Below are 17459 nucleotides of genomic sequence, written 5' to 3' on the forward strand. Positions count from 1 at the left end.
GTCCGCCGCGGCGGACCGATCGCCCGGGTACGGTCTGATCGGGATGCGTGAACGTGCCACAGCGGTCGGGGGACACCTCTCCGCGGGCAGGCGTCCGGAGGGCGGCTTCCTTGTCTCCACCCAACTGCCGCTCCCGCCCGCCCAGGACCCGTCACGCGACCGTGACAGGGCGACGACCACCGAGGAGGGACAGATGACCGACGGAGAGGACGGGGACACGCCGTGACGCTCAGGGTGCTGCTCGCCGACGACCAGGCCCTGCTGCGGGGCGCGTTCCGGATGCTGCTCGACAGCGCCGACGACATCACCGTGGTCGGCGAGGCGGGCGACGGCAGGGAGGCGGTCAGACTCACCCGGGCGCTGCGCCCGGACGTGGTGGTCATGGACATCCGCATGCCCGACGTGGACGGTCTCACCGCGACGTCGGAGATCTGCGCGGACCCGGAACTGCGTGCCAGCCGCATCCTGATCCTCACCACGTACGAGACCGACGAATACGTCGCTCAGGCGCTGCGCGCGGGGGCCGGCGGATTCATCGGCAAGGGCATCGGGGCCGAGGACCTGGCGGAAGCCGTCCGTACGATCGCCGCCGGCGACACCCTTCTGTCTCCCGCCGCCACCCGCTCCCTGGTCGCACGGTTCCTGGCCACGCCGGACAACGCTGCGCCGTACCGTCCGGAACAGCTCGCCGCCCTCACCCCGCGCGAACGGGAGATGGTGGCGCTGGTCGCGACCGGCCTGTCCAACCAGGAGATCGCCGAGCGGATGTTCCTCAGCCCGTTCACCGTCCGCGCCCACGTGCAGCGCGCCATGACGAAGCTGGAGGCCCGCGACAGGGCGCAACTCGTCGTCATCGCCTACCGGACGGGCCTGGCACACGCAGCCCTCGACGGCGGCCCCGACCGCCTGCCGTAGCCCGACTCCGGGACGCTCGACGCGGCGGCTGGATCTCCCCGCCACCGGCAGGCACCGGCAACGGTGCGCACGCCGAGTTCGCACGTCGATCTGGCTAGGGTTGTCCTGCTCGCCGCGCTGAAGGCGGCGGCGAGGACGACGGTGCTGTCCTCGTCCTCTTTACCGGAAGGCACGCAGACCATGAGCAGTCGACGCGACCGCTGGGCGGAACTGACAGGCGGAGAAGCCGGAGAGGACTACGCCCTGCGGTTTGCGCGGCTCGCCGAATCGGGCCACGACATTCACGGCGAGGCCGCCTTCTGCGACGCGCTGCTGCCACCGGCCGCCCGGATCCTTGACGCCGGCTGCGGCACCGGGCGGATCGCGATCCGGCTCGCCGAGCTGGGGCACTCCTGCACGGGCGTGGACGTCGACCGCTCCATGCTCGCCGTAGCCCGCCGCGACGCTCCCGCACAGGAGTGGCTCCACGCGGACTTGGCACACCTGGACAGCCTCGGTCTGGCGCCCGGCTTCGACCTGGCGCTCGCCGCCGGAAACGTCATCCCCCTGCTGGCTCCCGGTACCGAAGCAGCCGTTGTGCGGCAGCTTGCCGCCGTACTGCGCGCCGGCGGACTGCTGATCACCGGCATGGGGCTGGACGCGGAACATCTGCCGCTGCCGGAACCGACAGTGACGCTGACGGAGTTCGACCAGTGGTGCACCGACGCCGGACTGACGCTGCGACAGCGCTTCGCGACCTGGGACGGCGATCCTTACCGTCCGGGCGGCGGCTACGCCGTCAGCGTGCATTCCCGTCCCACCGTCTGAGCGCTGGGATCGCGACCGACGGTGGGTGTCGGGTGTCGGCCTCGCCGCCGACGGCAGGCTGATCAGTTCGTCGAGAGCGGCCGACGGTCTCGACGGCCGGACGTGCCGAAGAACTGGTCGGCCGTCACGAAGCGGTGCTCCGTGGGCTTCAGCACCTCGTAGAGGTAGCCGAAGTACGCCGTTTCCGCCGTTCCCGTCAGCACTGCCAGCAAAAACGCGAGGCAGCCCGTGTCGTGCGGCTCCCACAGCGGACCCTGCCCCTCGTTGTAGAGCACGGTCCACTCGTCGGGGTGCTGACCGGGCCGTACCAGCCAGTACAGGAATGCTCCGGCGCCTTCCTGGTACGCCCATGGCAGGATCCGCGCCCCGGCCTCCAACAGGCCGGGCGGCTTCTCCTCGCCCACCTCCCACAGCCCGGCCAGGACGCCGTCCCGTTCCGTCGCCTGTGCGAGGAGGTCGCACTTGGCGAAGGCGCAGTCAGGGGCGAGGAGCGCGACCGTCTCGTCGAAGAAGCCGGCGCCGTATCTTTCGACGAGTTGCTTGTAGTCGGCGGGCAGGGCCGTACCCAGGGCGCCCTCGGCCTGCGCCCAGTCCACCGAGGGCGGCGGGTCGGCGGGCGGCGGACAGAGGCGGACGAGGGAATCGAGGGCAGGAAGCGCAATCATGCTACGGAGGCTACGGAAAGCCCGGCCGCTGCAGGTGCATATGGCGCGGGACAGCAGCCGCCGAAGACCCGCATCGGTCCTGAGGATGCCTCAGGACGCCGAACATGTCGCTGTCACCGGAGTGCCCGCTGCGGCCGACGTACTCGCGAGGAAGCCGAAGGTGGTGCTCGCCCCCGCAGGTACCGTGCCGTTCCACCCGGCGTTGCGCACTGTCGTCCCGGTCAGCGCGCCGTTCCAGACCTGGGTGATCCGGCTGCCCGTCGGGAGTACGAGCGTCACCGCCCACGAAGAGATCGCCGCTGTGGACGAGGTGTTGGTGACCGTGACCTCACCCTGGTAGCCGTCCTGCCACGCCGACACCGCGCGGAAGGCCGCCGAGCAGCCACCGGACCCCGGGCCCTCGGGGCCACCCGGGGTGAGCAGGGCCGACAGCGCCGGGTACCAGCGGGCTGCCATCTTGGCGTCGCCGGCGGCGTTGGGGTGGACGCCGTCGTAGGTGTCGGTGGCCGTGTCGAAGCCCGTCCACTGGTCGACGACGGTGACCGGCGATTGCGCGGTGGTGATGCCCTGGGCCCAGGCCGGAACGCGCTGGTTGAAGGCCACCGTACGAGCGGCGCACTCGGCGCAGTTGCTCGGATTGATCGGAATCAACTGGGCGACCAGCACCTTCATCGCCGGGTTGGCGGCCCGCATCTGGCCGACCAGTTTGGTGTACGCGGCGAGGATGGTGTCCGGCGCGATGCTGCTCCAGACGTCGTTGGTGCCGAAGTGCATGACAACGATGTCCGGACTGGTCGCCGCCAGCCATCCGGGCAGCAGGTTCTGGTCGGCGGTGGCCGTGGCCTGGAAGCCGCCGTGGCCTTCGTTGTCGGCGTCGTGGGTCAGGGCGCAGCTCTGGGCGTTCAGCGTGCCGACGAAGTCGACGTCCGTGTAACCGGCGTCCTGGAGCTGGTTCCAGAGGAGTGAGCGCCAACAGCCCGGGGAGCCGGTGATGGAGTCACCGAGCGGCATGATCCGTACCGGGGTCGCGGCGGCGGCGGACGGGGCGCCGGCCAGGCCGAAGCCGGCGGCCAGGGCGAGTAGGGCGGCCAGGAAAGTGGCGACGATGCGGTGGTGACTGCTGCGCACGGGGTGTCCTTCCCGAAAGCGGGCGGAGGAGAGTGCGGAACGTACAGAGACGTGGGAGCGCTCCCACGACTGTGTACTGTTCATGAAGCCACTGTTGTCGGTGGCACGTCAATATCCCGGACACGTCCGGAATCTGCGCCCTCGGTGCTGGCGGAACTCCGTTCCAGGAGCCGACGTCCGCCCTGGGCGGTCTGCGACGATGGCTCCCCGGCGGCGCAGGGGCGGCTTGGCCGTACTCGGGTCCGGTTCGCCATCATCCATCCTTGTCCGGGCGGGCCGTTGACCACGGAGCGAGAACCTAGACCCGTTCCAGCGGGCGGTGAGGAGGGGCCGGGGGTTCGACCCGGATGGAATCGTTCGGGCGGACGACCCCTCCGCGACGGACCACAGCCATGACGCCACTCTTGAACGTGAACTCGCCGGACTCGGGGTCCATGGCGAACACCTCGGCGAGCAGCCCCTTGCGGAAGTCGTTGATCTTCGAGCACGGGTTGCGCAGACCCGTCAGCTCAAGCACCGCTTGCTCGCCGAGATGGAGCAGAGTGCCGGTGGGCAGGCCCAACAGGTCCACCGCGCGCGTGGTGATGTTCTCGCCGAGCTGGCCCGCAGAGACCTGGAAACCCTTGTGCGAGAGTTCGTCGAAGAGTTCCTCGTGCATGAGGTGGACCTGGCGCAGGTTGGGCAGGTCCGGCTCGTAGGTCATGCGGAACTGGTGGCGGATCGTCTCGCCTGCGTGAACGTCCCCCTCCACACCGAGCCCCGTGAGCAGCGTGATGGAATCGCGATTGGGCTTGCTGAACGAGTACACCTCGTTACTGCTCACCGCGGCGACGTGACCAGTCATCCGGTGCTCCGATCCCCTTGCCGTTCCGCCTGTTCCGCCTGTTCTGCGCTGGTCGATCGTAGAGGCAGGCCGTGGAGACGGGTGCCGCCACCGACGAGCCCACGGCGCCGTTCGACGGCCGGCCGGGCTCCGCCCGGTGGTGGGCGGCGGCCCCGCCACGGTGACCCAGGAGTCGTACGGCCAGTTCGGGGTCGGGATCAGGTGGCAGAAAAAAGGAGTTGGACGGGTGATGCTGGGCCTTGTAGCTTGCGGTGGACCGTGACACGGCCCGAGGAGGTGAGACCCATGAACGCTGTAGCGATGTGGGTGCTCCCCCTTCCCGTGACGGTCGGGCGATCGACGTAGGTGTCGCCGGGAGTGCCTCGCCAACAAGGCACTCCCGAAAGGCAACACCTGTGCACTCCTCGCAGTTCACCGCCGGGCCGTCGTCGAACGACACGGTCCAGCGCGACGTCTTTGTGCGCGACGTTCCCGGACGCCGGTCGTCGGCCTACGGCCACGATCGCGCGCCTCTCATGTTCGACGTGATCATCGCCGGGTGTGGGCCGACCGGCGCGATGCTGGCAGCCGAACTGCGGCTGCACGATGTGCGGGTACTCGTTCTGGAGAAGGAGACCGAGCCCGTGTCGTTCGTCCGCATCGTCGGACTGCACATGCGCAGTATCGAGCTGATGGCGATGCGCGGGCTGCTGGATCGCATACTCGAACACGGACGAAAGCGTCCGGCCGGCGGATTCTTCGCCGCCATCGCCAAACCCGTGCCCAAGGGCCTTGATTCCGCCCATGCCTATCTGCTGGGCATCCCGCAGCCGGTCATCGTTCACCTCCTGGAAGAACATGCGATCCGACTCGGTGCGCAGGTCCGGCGCGGTTGTGTGGTGGCCGGGTTCGAGCAGGACGACGAGGGGGTGACCGTCGAGCTGGCCGGCGGGGGAGGCCAACGACTGCGTTCGCGCTATCTCGTCGGCTGTGACGGCGGGCGCAGTACGGTGCGCAAACTGCTCGGCGTCGGCTTCCCCGGCGAGCCCTCACGGACCGAGACGCTGATGGGCGAGATGGAAGTGGGTGTACCGCAGGAGGAGATCGCCGCCAGGGTGGCCGAAATCGGCGAGACCGACAGGCGATTCTGGCTCAGGCCCTTCGGTGAGGGGGCATACAGCGTCCTAGTCCCCGCCGCGGGAGTCAGCGATCGCGCGCAACCGCCCACCCTCGAGGATTTCAGACAACAACTGCGCACCATCGCCGGAACGGACTTCGGCGTGCATTCCCCGCGCTGGCTGTCCCGCTTCGGGGATGCCACCCGGCTGGCCGAACGCTACCGGGTCGGGCGGGTGTTGCTGGCCGGCGACGCGGCACACATCCATCCACCCATCGGCGGGCAGGGCCTCAACCTGGGCGTGCAGGACGCCTTCAACCTCGGCTGGAAACTGGCCGCGCAGATCCGCGGCTGGGCGCCGGGAGCACTGCTGGACACCTACCAGGCCGAACGTCGTCCGGTCGCCCAGGACGTCCTGGACAACACCCGCGCCCAGACGGAGCTGCTGTCCACCGAACCGGGCCCGCAGGCCGTGCGCAGGCTGCTGACCGAACTGATGGACTTCGACGAGGTGAACCGCCATCTGATCGAGAAGATCACCGCGATCGGCATCCGCTACGACTTCGGCGAAGGCCCCGACCTGCTCGGCCGCCGCCTGCCCGACATCGACGTCGATCAGGGTCACCTCTACGGGCTGCTGCATCGGGGCCGCGGCCTGCTGCTGGACCGCACCGAACGACTGACCGTCGGCGGCTGGTCGGACCGGGTCGACCACCTCGCGGATCCCACCGCGGTACTGGATGCCCCGTGCGTCCTGCTGCGCCCCGACGGCCATGTCGCCTGGATCGGCGACGATCAGCGGGATCTGGACGCCCACCTCTCCCGCTGGTTCGGCAAGCCCACCACCTGATCTCGCCCGGGTATCCGAGACGTCGGCACGGGCCGGCGTCGGCTCGACGAGGCGCGCCGCCCCACCACGTATGCGGCGCTCTTCGGCCCGGTCCTTCCTCGAAACGCCGGCACGGGGAAGGACCAGTGGCGGCGCCGGGAACAGCCGGCAGGGCCTGCACGGTTGCATCGACCGAGGGACCGGCGCCGCGCGGGGGGACACGGAGACCACAAGGTCGTCCGCCCCACCAGGATCCGGCCCCCAGGTCGCGGTACGTTCACCGCGCACTCGGACCACGACGTATGCCGTTTCTGCAGGAGGACTGTTTCATGTCTCACCGGCCCTTGACGCTCATGGCAGTACACGCCCACCCCGACGACGAGGCCACCGGGACCGGAGGGGTCCTCGCGCGGTACGCGGCGGAAGGCGTCCGCACAGTTCTCGTGACCTGTACCGACGGCGGTTGCGGTGACGGACCGGGGGGCGTCAAGCCGGGCGATCCCGGGCACGATCCGGCGGCGGTCGCCCTGATGCGTCGTCAGGAGCTGGAGGCGAGCTGCGAGGTCCTCAAGATCAGCGATCTGGAGATGCTGGACTATGCCGACTCCGGGATGATGGGCTGGCCGAGCAACGACACGCCCGGATCCTTCTGGCAGACCGCGGTGCAGGAGGGCGCTGCCCGGCTGGCGGAACTCATGCGGCACTACCGGCCCGATGTGGTCGTCACCTATGACGAGAACGGCTTCTACGGCCACCCCGACCACATCCAGGCCCACCGCATCACGATGGCGGCACTGGAGATGACCGCGCTGACACCGAAGGTGTACTGGACCACGATGCCCCGCTCGATGATGCAGCGGTTCGGCGAGATCATGCGCGAGTTCAGCGAGGACATGCCGGAGCCCGATCCCGCCGAGGCCGCCGCGCTGGCCGAGATCGGTCTTCCCGACGACGAGATCACCACGTGGGTCGACACCACCGCGTTCAGCGGTCAGAAGTTCGACTCGTTGGCCGCGCACGCCAGTCAGGGCGAGAACATCTTCTTCCTCAAGATGGGCAAGGAGAGGTTCGGCGAGTTCATGGGCATGGAGACCTTCGTCCGTGTCCAGGACCCCACGGGCACGGACGTTCCCGAGACCGACCTCTTCGCCGGACTGCGCTGATCCGCCTGTCCGACTTTTTCCATGCGAAATCGTCTCCGGTAGCCGGTAGCCGGTAGCCGGTAGCCGCACAGGTGGGAGCCTGCGGGCCGCTGATTCGGAAGGTGCGTGACAGCCCAGGTCACAGACGCGTCGGGGGACGCGGGAGGACCGGACTCCCGCGTCCGCGAGCTGCTTCGACGGAGAGCCGAACAAGCGCTCAGGTCCGGCAGGCCAGGCTCGTGCCTCGGTAGTGGCACCGATCGTGCTCATTTTCCCTCTGTTCAGTCAGCCGAACTCACCTTGCACCGCGAGGGCTTGGCTACACACCGACCAGGGGGACGAGACCCATGACCACTCCACATCACATACCGAGACGCTTCGGACGGCTCACAGCCGTCGGAGCCGCGCTGGCGGCGCTCGTGATCGCCGCGACGGGAACGGCGGTCCAGGCGTCGGCCTCGCCGAAGACACCCGAGAAGCCGCCCGTTCCGTCGCTCGCCTGGGCCGACTGCCAGGGCGGCTTCGAGTGCGCGAACGCCGACGTTCCGCTCGACTACCGCGAGCCACGCGGCAAGACCCTCACCCTCGCGGTGGTCCGGAAGAAGGCCGCGGACCCGACGAAGCGCAAGGGCACCCTCTTCATGCAGCCCGGAGGCCCCGGCAACTCCGGTGTGGACTTCGTGCGCAACAACCACGCTGACCTGCCGGCCGCACTGCGCGACTCCTTCGACGTCTTCGGCTACGACGTCCGTGGCGTCGGCCGCAGTTCACCGCTGACCTGCTTCGACGACGCCCGGTACACACGGGCCGTCACGGAGGCCAAGGGGGTACCCGGTCCCGGCGCCTTCGAGCCGGCGCTGCGTGAGGCCGCCGAGTTCGACCAGGCCTGCGCGGACAACGCGGGCGAGCTGCTGCCCTACGTCGGCACCGAATACGTCGCCCGGGACATCGACCTGCTGCGGGAGGCGCTCGGAGAGCAGCAACTCACCTACTACGGGCGGTCGTTCGGCTCGTACATCGGGACGGTCTACGCCGCCATGTTCCCGAAGCGGGTGCGGGCGCTGACGCTCGACGGCGCATACGATCCCGTGCACTACGCCAACCGTCCGTACGCCTACGACCGGCCGCAGTACCTGGCGCTGGACGGCGCGATGAGCCGCTTCCTCGACTGGTGCGCCGCCGATCAGGCCACCTGCGGGTTCGGCGAAGGCAACCCACGCGCCGCGTTCGAGAAGCTGAAGGCCGACCTGGACGCCGCCCCCGTACCGACCGCGAACGACGGCCGGGCCAACGGCTACACACTGGTCTACCGGCTGATGTTCAACATCAACGAGGGCAAGGTCATCTGGCCCGCGCTCGGCGCCGCCCTGCGCAAGGCACAGCTGCGCGACAACACCTCCTTCCTGCTGCGCCCGCCCTCCCCGGCCAGCTTCGACTTCCTCGGCCCGAACGTGGCCGTCGAGTGCGTCGACCGGGACTACCCGCGCGACCTGCGCCGGCTGAAGCGGAACGTCACGGCCAACGCGAAGGCGGCGCCGCTGCTCGGTCCCGCGATGGCCTACGGCCCTCCCACGTACGACCATCAGCACGCCACCGCCTGCGTCCAGTGGCCCGGCGAGCGTGTCAGCCGCTACGACGGCTCCTACCGGGCCAAAGGCTCGGCGCCGATCCTCGTCCTCGGCACCACCGGCGACCCCGACACCCCGTACAGGGACGCGGTGGCGCTGTCCCGGCAGCTCCACAACGCCTCGCTGCTCACCTTCCAGGCCGAGGGGCACACGGCGTTCGGCCGCAGCGCCTGCGCGACGGACGCGGTCGTCGGCTACCTGACGGACCTCGTGGTCCCGGCCTCGGGCACGACCTGCGCGGACGAGACGCAGCCGCCGTCCTCCACACCGGCCACGGCCCCGCCCGGCACCACGCTCAGCGAACTCCGTAACGGCGTCGACGAGCGCGTCGAGCGCATCGGCACCGTGAGCTGACGTTCCCGCACGATCCTGGGGCACCGGCTGGACAAGGCCGGTGCCCCAGTCTTCTGCCGCAGTTCCTGGAAGCCCGCGAACTCTCCGTTCAGGAAGGGGCCTTCACGGCGAGGACCGGGCAGCCGGCTCCCAGCAGGATCCGCTGCGCGGCCGAGCCCATGATCAGCTTGCCGACCGCGGTCCGGCGCCGCAGGCCGATCACGACGAGGGACACGTCCGCCCGTTCCGCCAGTTCGATGATCTCCTCGGCGGCATCGCCCGCACCGAGCACCTGGCGGATGTCGAACTCGACGCCCAGGGCCGCCAGATCCTCCCGGACATGAGCGAGGTCGGGCTCCTGCGCGAAGCGCGGGTCCACATAGGCGTCGCCTCGCGAGGCGTTCACCACCAGCATCCGCTCGCCACGCAGGCGTGCCTCGTCGATTCCCGCACGCAGCGCCGCCTCACCCTCGGGCGTGGGTACGTATCCGACCAGTACGGTCATGTCTGCTCTCCCTCCCAGGAACTTCCAGTCGCTCTCAGGTGTTGCGCCCGCGCAGCGGACGCAGGACGAACCGCCGCATCAGCGGCCAGACGAGGACCAGCACGATCACCGTGTAGACCGCGTAGGACACGGGCCCGCCGACCAGTCCCGAGAGTTCGCCGCCCGACAACTGCAGGGAGCGCCGCCCCTGCAGTTCGGCCCGCGGGCCGAGGATGACGCCGAGGATCAGCGGCAGCACCGGCAGCCCGAACCGGCGCATGGCGAAACCGAGCAGTCCCAGCAACAGCAGCAGGAACAGATCCAGCGGCTGGGCATTGACGGCGTAGGCACCCATCGACGCGAAGAACAGGATGCCCGCGTACAGATAGGGCCGCGGTATCCGCAGCAGCTTCGCCCAGGTCGGTGCCAGCGGCAGATTCAGCAGGAGCAGCAGGAAGTTGCCGACGAAAAGGCTGGCGATGAGTACCCAGACCAGGCTCGCCTCCCGCTCGAACAGCAGCGGACCTGGCTGGATGCCGTACGACTGGAACGCCGCCAGCATGACCGCGGCGGTCGCGTTCGTCGGCAGCCCGAGGGCCAGCATCGGGACCAACGTGCCGGCCGCGGAGGCGTTGTTCGCCGCCTCCGGTCCGGCCACACCCTCGATCGCCCCCTTGCCGAACTCCTCCGGGTGCTTGGTCAGCCGCTTCTCCGTCGCGTACGACAGGAAGGTCGGGATCTCGGCACCGCCGGCCGGAAGCGCGCCGAACGGGAAGCCGAACGCGGTGCCCCGCAGCCAGGGCTTCCAGGACCGCTTCCAGTCCGCCCCGCCCATCCACGGCCTGCCGACGGGAATGACCTCGACGGGCTTGCGCCGCAGGTGCGCGGCCACCCACAGTGCCTCGCCCACGGCGAAGATGGCGACGGCGACGACGACCACGTCGATACCGTCGGCCAGTTGGGGGACGCCCAGGGTGAGCCGCTGCTGTCCGGACACCGTGTCGATGCCGACCAGGCCGATCGTCAGGCCCAGCAGCAGCGAGACGAGACCGCGGATGCGTGACGCGCCCAGCACGGACGTGACCGCGACGAAGGAGAGCAGCATCAGGGCGAAGTAGTCCGGCGCACCGAGGCTGATCGCGAAGTCCACCACCACCGGCGTCACCAGCACCAGCAGCAGGGTGCCGATCGTGCCCGCCACGAAGGAACCGATGGCGGCGGTGGCGAGGGCCTGCGCCGCCCGGCCGGCCTTGGCCATCTTGTTGCCCTCGATGGCCGTGACCACCGAGGACGACTCCCCGGGCGTGTTCAGCAGGATCGAGGTGGTCGATCCGCCGTACATGCCGCCGTAGAAGATGCCGGCGAACATGATGAACGCCTGTACCGGCTCCATGCCGTAGGTGATGGGCAGCAGCAGGGCCACGGTCATCGCCGGGCCGATGCCCGGCAGCACCCCCACCGCGGTGCCGACCAGGACGCCGATCAGCGCCAGCAGCAGGTTCATCGGGGCTATGACGTCCTCGAAGCCCTGCATGAGGTTGTTCAGGTTGTCCATCACAGGATTCCTTGCAGCACACCGGCCGGGAGGTTCACACCGAGCCCTATCGCGAAGGCGTAGAACGTGGTGAGGGACAGCGTCGCCGCGATCAATAGATTGCGTACGTGGTGCCGGTTCCCGAGGGCGAAGGCCGTGCCCCAGAACAGCAGGGCACCGCTGATGACCCAGCCGAGCCGTTCGATCAGCACCGCGTTCGCGACGAACGCGCAGATCAGAAGGACCACCGTGCGCCAGTCGACGGCCTGCGACAGGTCGACGTCCTCGCCGGCCTCCGGCTCGCCGTGCCCGCCCCGGGCCACATCGACGGCGTACAGGACCGCGACCAGCAGAAGCAGCGCGCCCAGCAGTACGGGCACCGCGCGTGGTCCCACCGGGTCGGTGCTGCTGGTGATGTGCGGGATGCCGAGCCCGTCCACGATCACCGCGGTGCCCAGCAGGGCGAGGAACGCGCACACACCGTACTGTGCGCGGTCCTTGCCCCGCGGTGGACGGGCGTCCTCGCCGCTCGGTTCGTCGATCGGGGAACTCATGCCAGGCCGAGCTCTGTCAGCAGGCCGGCGACGGACTTGTCCTGCTCCTTGAGGAAGGAGCCGAACTCGTCACCGGTGACGAAGGCGTCGGTCCAGCCGCGCTTGGTCAGTTCGGACTTCCACTGCTGCGAGTCGTGCATCCTGGTCAGGGAGTCGGTCCAGGTCTTCTTCTGCGCGTCGGTGATCCCGGGAGGGGCGACGATGCCCCGCCAGTTGGTGAAGACCAGATCGATGCCGGAGCTCTTGAGCGTGGGGGCGTCCTTCACGGCGTCGATGGGCTCGGCGCTGGTCACCGCCAGCACCCGGACCTGTCCCGCTTCGATCTGGTCGAGGAACTCACCGAATCCGCTGGCACCGAAGGCGACCTTGTCGCCCAGGACGGCGGGCAGCAGTTCGCCGCCGCCGTCGTATCCGACGTAGTTGACCTTCTTCGGCTCGATACCGACGGCCTTCGCCAACTGCATGGGAAGCAGATGATCGGGGCCGCCCGGCGACGAACCGCCGCCCACCGCCACCTTCCTGGGGTCCTTCTTCCACGCGGTGACGAGGTCGTCGATCGTCTTGTACGGGGAGTCCTTCGACACGACGATCGCGCCGGCCTCCTCGATCAGCTTGGCGATCGGCGTGGTGTCGGTCAGCGTCGCCGCCGACTTCGAGGTGTACGCGGCACCGACGACGCCCAGCCCCATCTGCATGGCGAGTTTGCCGTTGCCCTTCTCGTTCACCAGGCGCTGCAGGCCCACGGTGCCGCCGGCCCCGGGCAGGTTGTACACCTGGACCCCGGACGCCACCTTGCTGTCCTGCATCACCTGGGCGACGGTCCGGGCGGTGACGTCGTACCCGCTGCCCGGGGTGTTCGGCACCATCATCCGTAGACCGGTGACGGGCTTCCCGCTCCCGCTTCCGCCCCCGGATTCCTCCTTCTCCGCGGTGGCGCCGCAGGCGCTCACGGCGAGCATCGACACAGTGGCAAGAGCTCCGAGAAATGCGGCTCTGCGAGTTCTCATGGCTCATCTCTTTCGCTTGGGCGAGTCCGGCGCCATGATTGTGCGATTCCGCGGTCAGCCCGTCTGCCTTGTGTGAGCATTGAAGGTTGAGTTCATAGTGGTCGTTACGTCACGCCGCCACACACTGGCCGGTGAGCTGCTGGTTCTGCAGCTCGCCATCGTGGTGCTGGTGCTCGTGGCGGTCGCCGCGGTCTCGCTGGCGCAGTCGAAGGCGACGTTCGACCGGGTCGAGGGACGCCGGGTCACCGCCCTCGCCGAGGAGATGGCCGGAAACCCACTGCTGCGCACCCAGCTCCTTCGTCCCGCGCCGGCCGAGACCCTCGCACCGCTGCTGCAGACCAGGCTCACCCAGTCGAACGTCACGTCCGTCACGGTCGCCGACGAGCACGGCGAGATCGTCGCGGCCACCAACCCCACGCTGGTCGGAACGCGGCTTCCGGTGGACGGGCCCGGCGTCGCGCAGGCACGCGGCTGGTCCGGCGAACTCACGGTGGACGGGGTCCGTGAGCTGGTGGCCCAGGTCCCGGTGCTCCGCGACGACGAGAACCACATCGGCGAGCACGTCGGAACGGTCATGATCGGGCGGGCCTCACCCACGGTATGGCAGCGGCTCAGCGGCGCCTCCTCGTACCTGCTCGCCTACCTCGGCATCGCGAGCGTGCTCGGCGTCGCCGGATCATGGCTGCTGGCCCGGCGGATCAAGCGCCAGACCCTCGGCCTCGAACCACGCGAGATCGCGGGCCTCGCCGAGCACCGCGAGGCCATGCTGTTCGGGATCGCCGAAGGCGTGATCGCGCTCGACCCGCAGCAGAGGCTCACGCTGGTCAACGAGGTCGGCCGGGGACTGCTCGACCTTCCCGAGGACTGCGTCGGGATGAGCCTCGCCGACCTGGGGATCCAGGGCAGGCTGTACGACGTCCTGGCCGGGGCCGGCGGTGAGCACGGCGCCGAGCACGGTACCGAGCGGCGCGACGAGGTGGTCGTACGCCGGGGGCGGGTGCTGGTCATGAACCGGATGGACGTCACCAAGGACGGCCGACGGCTGGGCTCGGTGACGACCCTGCGCGACCGTACCGAACTGGCCCAGCTCGAACGCGAACTGGGCTCGTTCCGCAGCAGCACCGAACTGCTGCGCGCGCAGGCCCACGAGTTCTCCAATCAGCTGCACACCATTTCCGGGCTCATCCAGATCGGCGAGCACGACGAGGTCGTACGCTATGTCCGCGCCCTGCGCAGACACCGTGAGTCGCTCGACGTGACGCTCACCAGCCGGGTCCGCGACCGGGCCGTCGCCGCGCTGCTCATGGCCAAGTCCGCGCTCGCCGCCGAGCGCAGGGTCCAGCTGCGCGTCTCGGAGCTGACCGCCCTGGACCGGCTGGAGCCCACGGACTCCGCGGACGTGGCGACCGTGCTCGGCAATCTCGTCGACAACGCCCTCGACGCCGCCGCGGCCCCGGACCACCAGAACGACGCCTGGGTGGAGGTCGAACTGCGCCAGGACGCGTCGAGCGTGGAGATCGTGGTGCGGGACTCCGGTCCGGGCGTGGCACCTGAACTGGCCCAGGAGGTGTTCTCCCGTGGCTTCACCACCAAGGCCGCCCAGGGCGGCGACCGGGGGATCGGCCTGGCGCTCACCCGGCTGGTCTGCACCCGCAGAGGCGGCGAGGTGTCGGTGACGAACACGCGGCCCGGCGCCACGTTCACGGCCAGGATGTCCGTGGGCCGGCTCACCGATAGGGAGACGGAGGAAGTCCGGTGATCGACGTACTGGTTGTCGAGGACGACTTCATGGTGGCGCGGATCCATCGCGGATTCGTCGATGGTGTCGAGGGCTTCCGTGTGGTCGGATCGGCGGACTGCGGGGAGAAGGCGCTCGCCGCCGCCGCCGAGCTGCAACCCGACCTGGTGCTCCTCGACCTCTATCTGCCCGACATGTTCGGCCTGGATGTCATTCCCCGGCTGCGGATGGTGGCCCAGGACTGCGACGTGCTGGTGATCAGCGCCGCCCGCGAGGCGGAGGCGGTCCGGGGCGCCGTCCGGCAGGGCGTGGTCGACTACCTTCTGAAACCGTTCGACGCAGGCGACCTCAGGGACCGGCTGGAGCACTACAGCGCCCGCCGCGGCGATCTGCACGCCGCCGTGGTCAGCGGACAGGCCGATGTGGACCGCGCCCTGGGGCGGGCGGCCACCTCGACGGTGACGTCCACCCTGCCGAAGGGCATGAGCGTGGAGACCGCGGAACTGGTCCGGCGCGCACTGCGCGCGGCCGACACCACCCTGTCCGCGGCCGAGTGCGCGACGAAGGTCGGCATCTCGCGCGTCAGCGCGCGCCGGTACCTCGAACACCTCAGCGTCACGGGCCAGGCCGAGGTGTCGCTGCGCTACGGCCAGGCGGGACGCCCCGAACGCCGCTACCAATGGCAGGCCTGACGATGGCCCGTCCGACGATTCCCGTCTGCCGCGCGACGCCGGGCACGCTCCTCGCTCACAGGGGGACCCCACTCGCCACACCGGGCGCGGACTCCGTGACAGACCGCTGATCAGCGGCGTGCGCCGAGAGCGGGCAGTTCCACGGTGACGCGCATCCCGCCGTCGGGGCGGGGTGTGAGGGTGAGCGTTCCGTCGTGTGCGTGGGTGATGGTCTTGGCGATGGCCAGGCCGAGGCCGACCCCCGGATGATCCGCGTGCAGGCGCTCGGTACCGCGCTGGAACGGTTCGGTGAGTGTCGAGGCCAGCTCGGGAGTGATCTTCTCGCCGGTGTTCTCGACACTGAGCACCACCGTCGCGGCGTGGACGCCGGTGTCGACCCGCACGATGCCCTGTTCGGGCAGGTTGTGGACGATCGCGTTGTGCACGAGATTCGTGGTCAGCTGCAGCAGGAGCGCCTGCGACCCGACCGCGGGGGTGATGTCGCCGGACGTTTCGAGGGTGACGCCGTGCTTCTCCGCGAGGGGGAGGAGCGTCTCGGCGGCTTCCTCGACGAGCAGGGACAGGTCGACCGGTTCTTGGGTGAAGGACCTCTGGTCGGCCCGGCTGAGCAGGAGCAGTGCTTCTGTGAGGCGGATCGCGCGGGTGTTGACGGCGTGGAGGCGGTCGATGACTTCGCCGGCGTCGTGGCTCGGATCGGTGCGGGCCACGTCGAGCAGCGCCTTCGAGACGGCCAGCGGCGTGCGCAGTTCGTGCGAGGCGTTGGCTGCGAATCGCCGCTGTTCGGCGACGTGCGCTTCGAGCCGTGCGAGCATCGTGTCGAAGGCGTCGGCGAGTTCACGGAACTCGTCTCTGCGGCCGGGCAGCCGGATTCGGTGCGACAGTGATCCGTTCGTGGCCATGCTCGTGGCGTCCCTGATACGGGTCAGCGGGGCGAGTATCCGGCCGGCGAGGACCCACCCTCCCACGAGGCCGAACACCAACAGGAAGACCAGCACCGCGGTTGCCCTCGGCGCGAAGACGTGCAGGAGGTTGGACCGGACGGGGAAGACGTCACCGGTGAGGGTGCCGGTGGATCCGGGGACGATGAGCGCACGGTCGGGGACGTAGCGCAGCAGGAACAGCCACACCGCCGCGAGCAGCAGGACACCGGCCAGCATGAGGAAGCCGGCGTAGCTGAGGGTGAGTTTGACGCGGACGCTCAGCCCAGGAGCCCTATCCATGCCCGCCTCCCCGGTTCCCGGCCTCCGGTGGTGTGTCGATGCGGTAGCCGACGCCTGCCACCGTGGCGATGACCCAGGGTTCGCCGAGCCGCTTGCGCAATGCCGACACGGTGATGCGCACAGCGTTGGTGAACGGGTCGGCGTTCTCGTCCCACGCCCGTTCCAGCAGTTCCTCGGCGCTGACGATGCCCCCTTCGGCGGCGACGAGGACTTCGAGCACGGCGAACTGCTTCCGGGTGAGCGGGACATAGCGGTTCTCGCGGTAGACCTCGCGGCGGAAAGGATCCAGACGCAGGCCCGCGATCTCTCGCACGGGAGGTCTGCTGTAGGCACGCCTGCGGTCGAGTGCTCTGAGCCTGAGCACGAGTTCCTGGAGGTCGAACGGCTTGGTGAGGTAGTCGTCGGCACCGAGCTCGAACCCCGTGGCCTTGTCGTCGAGCCGGTCGGCAGCGGTGAGCATGAGGATCGGCATGCCACTGCCGGAGGCCACGATGCTCTTGGCGATCTCGTCACCGGACGGTCCGGGAATGTCCCGGTCGAGGACGGCGATGTCGTACGCGTTGACGCTCAGCAGCTCCAGAGCGGTGTCCCCGTCACCCGCGATGTCTGCCGCGATCGCTTCCAGACGGAGGCCGTCGCGGATGGCCTCCGCCATATAGGGCTCGTCCTCGACGATCAGCACACGCATGGTCCGAGGCTACGAGCCGAACCGTATCGTCGGCATATGGAGAACCGGATACGCGACCGCAACACCGTGCCGCGTTGACTGCCGGGTGTGACTCGAACCCCACCTTCATCAGCCAGAACGTCGACCCGACGGGTCCAGGGGCTCCTCGCGCCGGG

At 69.4% G+C, this 17459-nt stretch carries 17 protein-coding genes; 8 read left to right on the forward strand and 9 right to left on the reverse strand.

Going from position 1 to position 17459, the window contains the following annotated elements:
* From BZL64_RS00580 to BZL64_RS00590, 3 genes are all read left to right on the forward strand, one after another.
* The coding region (locus BZL64_RS00580; protein WP_483025089.1) for an ATP-binding protein at positions 1–226 on the forward strand (226 nt) is incomplete at its 5' end.
* The gene (locus BZL64_RS00585) at positions 223–915 is read left to right on the forward strand and encodes a response regulator transcription factor (RefSeq protein ID WP_086764721.1); all 693 of its coding nucleotides are present in this window, start codon (positions 223–225) and stop codon (positions 913–915) included. The genes BZL64_RS00580 and BZL64_RS00585, both read left to right, overlap by 4 nt.
* Before the next feature lie 180 nt (positions 916–1095).
* On the forward strand, positions 1096–1722 hold the full coding sequence (locus BZL64_RS00590; RefSeq protein WP_086764725.1) for a class I SAM-dependent methyltransferase: 627 nt from the start codon (positions 1096–1098) through the stop codon (positions 1720–1722).
* A 62-nt stretch (positions 1723–1784) separates the two neighbouring features.
* Here BZL64_RS00590 and BZL64_RS00595 read toward each other — a convergent pair whose 3' ends face one another.
* The 3 genes from BZL64_RS00595 to BZL64_RS00605 all read right to left on the reverse strand — a co-directional run bounded on the left by BZL64_RS00595 (position 1785) and on the right by BZL64_RS00605 (position 4359).
* The gene (locus tag BZL64_RS00595) at positions 1785–2387 is read right to left on the reverse strand and encodes an SMI1/KNR4 family protein (RefSeq protein ID WP_244205120.1); all 603 of its coding nucleotides are present in this window, start codon (positions 2385–2387) and stop codon (positions 1785–1787) included.
* Positions 2388–2477: 90 nt separating this feature from the next.
* Positions 2478–3515 carry a GDSL-type esterase/lipase family protein gene (locus BZL64_RS00600; RefSeq protein WP_244205121.1) on the reverse strand — a complete coding sequence of 346 codons (1038 nt, stop codon included), beginning with the start codon at positions 3513–3515 and terminating at the stop codon, positions 2478–2480.
* Positions 3516–3813: 298 nt separating this feature from the next.
* On the reverse strand, positions 3814–4359 hold the full coding sequence (locus tag BZL64_RS00605; RefSeq protein WP_086764733.1) for an MOSC domain-containing protein: 546 nt from the start codon (positions 4357–4359) through the stop codon (positions 3814–3816).
* A gap of 395 nt (positions 4360–4754) precedes the next feature.
* On the opposite strand from BZL64_RS00605, the gene rox reads away from it, so the two are divergent.
* The 3 genes from rox (at position 4755) to BZL64_RS00620 (ending at position 9408) form a co-directional block, all read left to right on the forward strand.
* On the forward strand, positions 4755–6305 hold the full coding sequence (gene rox, locus BZL64_RS00610) for a rifampin monooxygenase (protein WP_086764737.1): 1551 nt from the start codon (positions 4755–4757) through the stop codon (positions 6303–6305).
* Positions 6306–6613: 308 nt separating this feature from the next.
* Positions 6614–7447: a PIG-L family deacetylase gene (locus BZL64_RS00615; RefSeq protein WP_086764865.1), complete on the forward strand. Its 834-nt coding sequence runs from the start codon at positions 6614–6616 to the stop codon at positions 7445–7447.
* Between the two features lie 326 nt (positions 7448–7773).
* Positions 7774–9408: an alpha/beta hydrolase gene (locus tag BZL64_RS00620; protein ID WP_086764741.1), complete on the forward strand. Its 1635-nt coding sequence runs from the start codon at positions 7774–7776 to the stop codon at positions 9406–9408.
* A gap of 88 nt (positions 9409–9496) precedes the next feature.
* Here BZL64_RS00620 and BZL64_RS00625 read toward each other — a convergent pair whose 3' ends face one another.
* The 4 genes from BZL64_RS00625 to BZL64_RS00640 are packed head-to-tail and all read right to left on the reverse strand — an operon-like array spanning position 9497 to position 12918.
* A complete protein-coding gene (locus BZL64_RS00625; protein ID WP_086764744.1) occupies positions 9497–9892 on the reverse strand; it encodes a universal stress protein in 396 nt (131 codons plus the stop codon).
* Positions 9893–9926: 34 nt separating this feature from the next.
* Complete coding sequence (locus tag BZL64_RS00630) at positions 9927–11426, reverse strand: tripartite tricarboxylate transporter permease (protein ID WP_086764747.1); 1500 nt, start codon at positions 11424–11426, stop codon at positions 9927–9929.
* On the reverse strand, positions 11426–11959 hold the full coding sequence (locus BZL64_RS00635) for a tripartite tricarboxylate transporter TctB family protein (RefSeq protein WP_086764750.1): 534 nt from the start codon (positions 11957–11959) through the stop codon (positions 11426–11428). The genes BZL64_RS00630 and BZL64_RS00635 overlap by 1 nt, the downstream gene beginning before the upstream one ends.
* A complete protein-coding gene (locus BZL64_RS00640) occupies positions 11956–12918 on the reverse strand; it encodes a Bug family tripartite tricarboxylate transporter substrate binding protein (RefSeq protein ID WP_373314925.1) in 963 nt (320 codons plus the stop codon). The genes BZL64_RS00635 and BZL64_RS00640 overlap by 4 nt, the downstream gene beginning before the upstream one ends.
* Positions 12919–13063: 145 nt before the next feature.
* Between BZL64_RS00640 and BZL64_RS00645 the strand changes: the two genes are divergently transcribed.
* Together BZL64_RS00645 and BZL64_RS00650 are read left to right on the forward strand one after the other, a co-directional pair.
* A complete protein-coding gene (locus BZL64_RS00645) occupies positions 13064–14725 on the forward strand; it encodes a sensor histidine kinase (RefSeq protein WP_086764756.1) in 1662 nt (553 codons plus the stop codon).
* Positions 14722–15396 (forward strand): response regulator, encoded by a 675-nt coding sequence (locus BZL64_RS00650; RefSeq protein WP_086764759.1) that lies wholly within the window; start codon positions 14722–14724, stop codon positions 15394–15396. The genes BZL64_RS00645 and BZL64_RS00650 overlap by 4 nt, the downstream gene beginning before the upstream one ends.
* A gap of 110 nt (positions 15397–15506) precedes the next feature.
* Here the strand turns inward: BZL64_RS00650 and BZL64_RS00655 are convergent, their stop codons facing one another.
* Both BZL64_RS00655 and BZL64_RS00660 read right to left on the reverse strand, forming a co-directional pair.
* On the reverse strand, positions 15507–16616 hold the full coding sequence (locus BZL64_RS00655; RefSeq protein WP_086764762.1) for a sensor histidine kinase: 1110 nt from the start codon (positions 16614–16616) through the stop codon (positions 15507–15509).
* Positions 16609–17304: a response regulator transcription factor gene (locus BZL64_RS00660; RefSeq protein ID WP_086764765.1), complete on the reverse strand. Its 696-nt coding sequence runs from the start codon at positions 17302–17304 to the stop codon at positions 16609–16611. Before BZL64_RS00660 ends, BZL64_RS00655 begins: the two co-directional genes overlap by 8 nt.
* Positions 17305–17459 lie beyond the last annotated feature (155 nt).

This window comes from Streptomyces bobili (assembly GCF_002154575.1).
Taxonomy (GTDB): domain Bacteria; phylum Actinomycetota; class Actinomycetes; order Streptomycetales; family Streptomycetaceae; genus Streptomyces; species Streptomyces bobili.

Excerpts from the sequence above, each read along its gene's own strand:
- BZL64_RS00595 (WP_244205120.1), bottom strand. The coding sequence starts at position 2,387 with ATGATTGCGCTTCCTGCCCTCGATTCCCTCGTCCGCCTCTGTCCGCCG.
- BZL64_RS00660 (WP_086764765.1), bottom strand. The coding sequence starts at position 17,304 with ATGCGTGTGCTGATCGTCGAGGACGAGCCCTATATGGCGGAGGCCATC.
- BZL64_RS00620 (WP_086764741.1), top strand. The coding sequence starts at position 7,774 with ATGACCACTCCACATCACATACCGAGACGCTTCGGACGGCTCACAGCC.
- BZL64_RS00635 (WP_086764750.1), bottom strand. The coding sequence starts at position 11,959 with ATGAGTTCCCCGATCGACGAACCGAGCGGCGAGGACGCCCGTCCACCG.
- BZL64_RS00590 (WP_086764725.1), top strand. The coding sequence starts at position 1,096 with ATGAGCAGTCGACGCGACCGCTGGGCGGAACTGACAGGCGGAGAAGCC.
- BZL64_RS00640 (WP_373314925.1), bottom strand. The coding sequence starts at position 12,918 with ATGCTCGCCGTGAGCGCCTGCGGCGCCACCGCGGAGAAGGAGGAATCC.
- BZL64_RS00615 (WP_086764865.1), top strand. The coding sequence starts at position 6,614 with ATGTCTCACCGGCCCTTGACGCTCATGGCAGTACACGCCCACCCCGAC.
- BZL64_RS00625 (WP_086764744.1), bottom strand. The coding sequence starts at position 9,892 with ATGACCGTACTGGTCGGATACGTACCCACGCCCGAGGGTGAGGCGGCG.
- BZL64_RS00605 (WP_086764733.1), bottom strand. The coding sequence starts at position 4,359 with ATGACTGGTCACGTCGCCGCGGTGAGCAGTAACGAGGTGTACTCGTTC.
- BZL64_RS00655 (WP_086764762.1), bottom strand. The coding sequence starts at position 16,616 with ATGGATAGGGCTCCTGGGCTGAGCGTCCGCGTCAAACTCACCCTCAGC.
- BZL64_RS00630 (WP_086764747.1), bottom strand. The coding sequence starts at position 11,426 with ATGGACAACCTGAACAACCTCATGCAGGGCTTCGAGGACGTCATAGCC.